The sequence below is a fragment of the Prosthecobacter sp. genome (assembly GCF_044222565.1).
In the GTDB taxonomy this organism is placed as follows: Bacteria; Verrucomicrobiota; Verrucomicrobiia; order Verrucomicrobiales; family Verrucomicrobiaceae; genus Prosthecobacter.
On record NZ_JBGANA010000006.1, the window covers coordinates 36,621 to 41,010 of the forward strand.

The following is a 4,390-nucleotide window of genomic DNA, read 5'->3' on the forward strand; positions in this document are numbered from 1 at the left end:
CGCTGAGTTGAGTATGATTTGAAGCCGGAGTCGAAAGACTCCGGCTTTTTTTTGTTATTTCAGCCGCAGCACCAGACGCACGGCATCGAGACGCAGAGCGGTGGAGGCGATGGCAGCAGCAAGAGCATCCCGCTGAGCCCGCAGGGCGGTGATCTCTTCCGGACGCACGTGGGGATTGCGTGCCTGCAGGTCCTCCAGCCGCGCGATCTCTTCGTCCATCTGCTTGCTCATGGCGGTGCTGGCGCGCTGCTGCTGAGTTTTGAGCTGGGCCTCGGCAAGCTTCTGGGCCTTGGCAAGCATGGCGGGAAGGAGCTTGTGACGCACGGCTTCGTTTTCCACAGTGCGGGTGGGATCTCCGGCCGTGAGTCTGGCACGGGTGAAGGCAGGATCTGCGCTGAGGTCGCGGCCCTGATGATCGACCGCGACGCGCAAGGGCGTGGCAGGCATGAAGCGCGCAACGTGCAGAGCGGGAGGAGCGATGCACTCGGCGATGAAGCAGGTCTGAAGGACCAGCCCTTCGCCACCGGAGGCTTTCCAGAAGGCAAAGCCCGCATTGCCCGCAGGCGAGCCGAGCAGCACATCGAGAGCGGCACAAACCAGCGGGTGATCCCAGCTCATGAAGGCTTCATGATCGCGGGAAAGGGCGCGTTCACGATCAAAGGAAAAGGTGAGGCCTTCCTCGGGCAGGGAAGGCAGCGCATCGGTGATGAGATTGTCCGGACGAATGTACCAGGTGCGGTCGGTCATCTCCTCCACATGCATGCCGAAGTGATCCAGCAGACGGATGAAGAAGCGCTCAAAATCGAGCCCCGCATCCACATCGCGAATGCGCTCGATCATACGGGCGGCGAGGCGTGGCTTGCAGGAGTTGAGCTCAAGGAGGCGGTTGTGCCCGCGCTCGAGCTTCTGCCGCACTTCGAGACGCAGCGCCTCGCTGCGGCGGATGCAGGCAGCGAGTTTTTTGGCGTCGAACTCCGCGCACAGCGCTTCGATTTCAGCGGCGAAAGAATGCAGAAGCTGCGTGGCGCCCTGGAGACTGTGCTCGAAGGCATCCAGACCTTCGTGGTACCAACGGGCCAGCACCTCCCCTTCCCCGCCGGTGACGAAAGGCACATGGATGTTGATGGCCCCTTTTTGACCGATGCGGTCAAGGCGGCCGATGCGCTGCTCCAGCAGTTCGGGATCGCGCGGAAGATCGTAGAGCACGAGGTGCTGGGCGAACTGGAAGTTGCGGCCTTCGCTGCCGATCTCAGAGCAGATCAAAATGCGCGCACCTTCGGGGTCGGCGAAGGCAGCGGCATGGCGGTCCCGCTGCATGAGGGTGAGCCCTTCGTGGAAGAGCACCGCATGGACATTGATCTCGCGCAGCAGGCGCTCATGAACGTCTTCGGCCAGCCTGCGGGTGCGGCAGATGAGCAGGACTTTGGCCTCGCCCAGCTCCCGCAGGGTGGCGGCAAGCCAGCGGATGCGAGTGTCCTCCGGTGTGGAAGTTTCCTCCACGACAAGAGGCCGGAGATGGCAGCGGCGAGGAGGGAAGCCCTGGATGACGGCGCGCGTGTTGCGAAACATGACGCGGCCAGTGCCGAACTCATCCAGGAGATCGGCAACAAGGCGCTGGCGGGCGGTTTCATCGCCTGCATTGAGCTGGGCGGCATGCTGCTGGACACGCGGTGAGTGGCTGGCGAAGATCTCGCAATCCGCATCGCTCATGAGGCCCCCTTGAAGGATGCGATCCACGACCTGGGCGACCTGCTCGTAGCGGCTGGATTCGGCCAGGAATTCGTTCAGATCGCCGTAGCGGTCGGGATCGAGGAGACGCAGACGGGCGAAATGGCCCTCCGCACCGAGCTGCTGTGGCGTGGCGGTGAGCAACAGGACGCCGGGCACACGCCGGGCGATGGCCTCCACTACCTGATAGGCCGTTCCTGGCGCTTCAACGGCCCACTCAAGGTGATGAGCCTCATCGACGATCAGAAGATCCCAGGCGGCCTCTGCGGCCTGCAGGGCGCGCTTTGGCGAACCACTCAGAAGGGACAGCGGGCAGAGCACGAGCTGGCTGTCGAGAAAGGGATTGCCCTCGGGGTCTCCGGCTTCGATGGCAGCGCAGCGCTCTTCATCGAAGAGGCTGAACATCAGATTGAAGCGGCGCAGCAGCTCCACGAACCACTGGTGCGGCAGCGCATCGGGGACGAGCACGAGGATGCGGGAGGCACGGCCGGTGAGGTGCAGGCGGTGGAGGATGAGCCCCGCCTCAATCGTCTTGCCGAGGCCAACTTCATCGGCCAGCAGCACGCGCGGCAGGAGGCGTCCGGTGACATCCGCCGCGATGGACATCTGGTGCGGGATGGGATCGACCCGGCCGCCGATGAAACCGCGCACTGGGGAGGCCTGCATGCGGCAGCGCCACTCGACGGCCTCGGCACGGAGGGCGAAGGACTGGAGATCGTCCACGCTGGCGGCGAGGAGGCGCTCCTGCGGGCCGCCAAGACTGAGGGTGTCCGCCAGGTCGCCCTCGGGAATGCGGTGAGCGCCACAGTGGTAAAGCAGGACCCCGGCGCTGGAGCTGACGGAGTCGATTAGATGCTCCGCCCCATCGCGCAGGGTGATTTTGTCGCCCGCCTGGAAACTGGCACGACGCAGGGGCGCTCCATTGCGGGCATAGCGGCGTTTCTCACCTGCTGCGGGAAAGCGCAGGTCGATGAAGCTACCTTCGATGCTGGTGACGATGCCGAGACCGAGTTCGGGTTCGCTTTGGCTGATCCAGCGCTGGCCGGGTGCGGGGACTTCCATCCGTAAAGGGGCCAGTTACTTGCCAAACAAGCGTTTGAAGAAGCCTTTGGGTTTTGGCGCCTCGGGAGGCGGAGCAGCCCGCTGCTGTTGTTGATACTGCAACTGCAGTTGCTGCTGCTGTTGTTGGTACTGCATTTGCATCTGCGGGGTCATCTGACTGGGGGGAACCTGGCCGGGAGGAGCCGTGGTCTGAGTGAAGTCCATCACGTCAGGCCTGATGGTGGGGGCCGCCCGGGGATCCACATTGTTGACGATGGGCTTCTTGGCAGCCCCCGTGGAGGGATCGTATTCGTAGAGGATCTGCTGGTAGCACTGGCCATTGAGGTTGAAGGAGCGCATCTCCTTCGCACGGCCAAAGTCGTCAAAATAGACCTGGGAGCGGGCGACGAGATTGCCGCGACCGTCGTAAATGTGCCCCTGGGTGGGCAGACCACGCTCGTTGAGGAGGTAGTGTTTCTTGGCGACGAGAACGTTGTTAGCGTTGTAGGTGGACTCGATGAGTTCGTTGGTGGTCTTGTCGAGGATGGTCTCGGAGTGGGAGTTGTCCTTGTGGTAGGTACTCTTGGCCACGATGGGGGCATTCGACTGCACGGCCGGCTGTGCAGCGGCAGGTGTCAGCCAAAGAAGGACAAAAAAAGCAGAGCAGGATTTCATGACAGAAACGAAGATTGCAGCAGAGTAAGGCCCCGCCCCCGCCGCGACAACGACAAATCCCGACTTCATCCGTCCTCATTTTCCATGATTTCCCCCACCCCTCCTACATGGGCAGAATTCCTTTCCCAGACGATCTCGGCATTCGGCTGCACGACGGGCACCCTGCACCGTCTGGACCCTGCGGACCGCCACCTGAAGCTCGTGGCGCATCAAGGCATCCCGGAGGCGCTGATGCCGATCATCCAGTCGATTCCCGTGGGCAAAGGCATCGCGGGAGTGGCAGCCGAGCGGCAGGAGGCTGTGGAGATGTGCAATCTGCAAACCGACACCTCAGGCGTTGCCAAACCTGGCGCGAAGCAAACGCAGGTTCAAGGCACGCTGGCCGTGCCCGTGATGGACGGAGCGCGCCTGTGCGGCACGCTGGGCATCGGCAAACTGGTGCCCTATGATTTCACCGAGGAGGAGAAAGACCGCCTGATGAACACGGGCCGCCAGATCGCAGCGCGGCTGCTGCCCGGCTGATTTCCACGCGTCCAAGCAAAGCCCTGCAATCACGGCACGAGGCTGGTTGATGCCCCCTGCTGACCCGAAAGTATTTCCGGCATGCCGGGCGGCAATCTCGCCGGCCGTTTGGAGAGAACGGCCAGCGCGGGGTGGCGCGAATGGCCAAAGCGCTCCGCCTCACCGCAGTAGGGCAGAGTTGTGAAGAGCCGGCCTGACCAATAAAAAGCCCGATATAGACCAGTTCTCGAAAAGATTGTCATTTTGACCGGCGAGCGCAGCGGCCCCAGTGGCAAGGCGGGAGCGCCGTCTGCTATTGAAGAATAACAGGCAAGCGACTAACGCAGCCAATGGGGCCGCTCCGCCGTCCGGGCAATGTGACAAGATTTTTGAGAGTTGGTCTAGCCTTGGCGGCAGATCGGGCTTTTGAATTTGCACAGAGGCT

Annotated in this window: 3 protein-coding genes; 1 reads left to right on the forward strand and 2 read right to left on the reverse strand. The window is 62.7% G+C overall.

Features of this window, described 5'->3' with window-relative positions:
* Positions 1–54 precede the first annotated feature (54 nt).
* Both ACILSR_RS10530 and ACILSR_RS10535 read right to left on the reverse strand, forming a co-directional pair.
* Positions 55–2,790 (reverse strand): helicase-related protein, encoded by a 2,736-nt coding sequence (locus ACILSR_RS10530; RefSeq protein WP_395749724.1) that lies wholly within the window; start codon positions 2,788–2,790, stop codon positions 55–57.
* Positions 2,791–2,805: 15 nt separating this feature from the next.
* On the reverse strand, positions 2,806–3,444 hold the full coding sequence (locus tag ACILSR_RS10535) for a hypothetical protein (protein WP_395749725.1): 639 nt from the start codon (positions 3,442–3,444) through the stop codon (positions 2,806–2,808).
* 84 nt (positions 3,445–3,528) lie between these two features.
* Here ACILSR_RS10535 and ACILSR_RS10540 point away from each other — a divergent pair, with 84 nt between their 5' ends.
* Entirely contained in the window at positions 3,529–3,966 is a 438-nt protein-coding gene (locus tag ACILSR_RS10540) for a GAF domain-containing protein (protein WP_395749726.1), read from the forward strand.
* Positions 3,967–4,390 lie beyond the last annotated feature (424 nt).

What these genes read in the sequence shown, in the direction of transcription:
- ACILSR_RS10530 (WP_395749724.1), bottom strand. Translation starts at nt 2,790, where the DNA reads ATGGAAGTCCCCGCACCCGGCCAGCGCTGGATCAGCCAAAGCGAACCC.
- ACILSR_RS10535 (WP_395749725.1), bottom strand. Translation starts at nt 3,444, where the DNA reads ATGAAATCCTGCTCTGCTTTTTTTGTCCTTCTTTGGCTGACACCTGCC.
- ACILSR_RS10540 (WP_395749726.1), top strand. Translation starts at nt 3,529, where the DNA reads ATGATTTCCCCCACCCCTCCTACATGGGCAGAATTCCTTTCCCAGACG.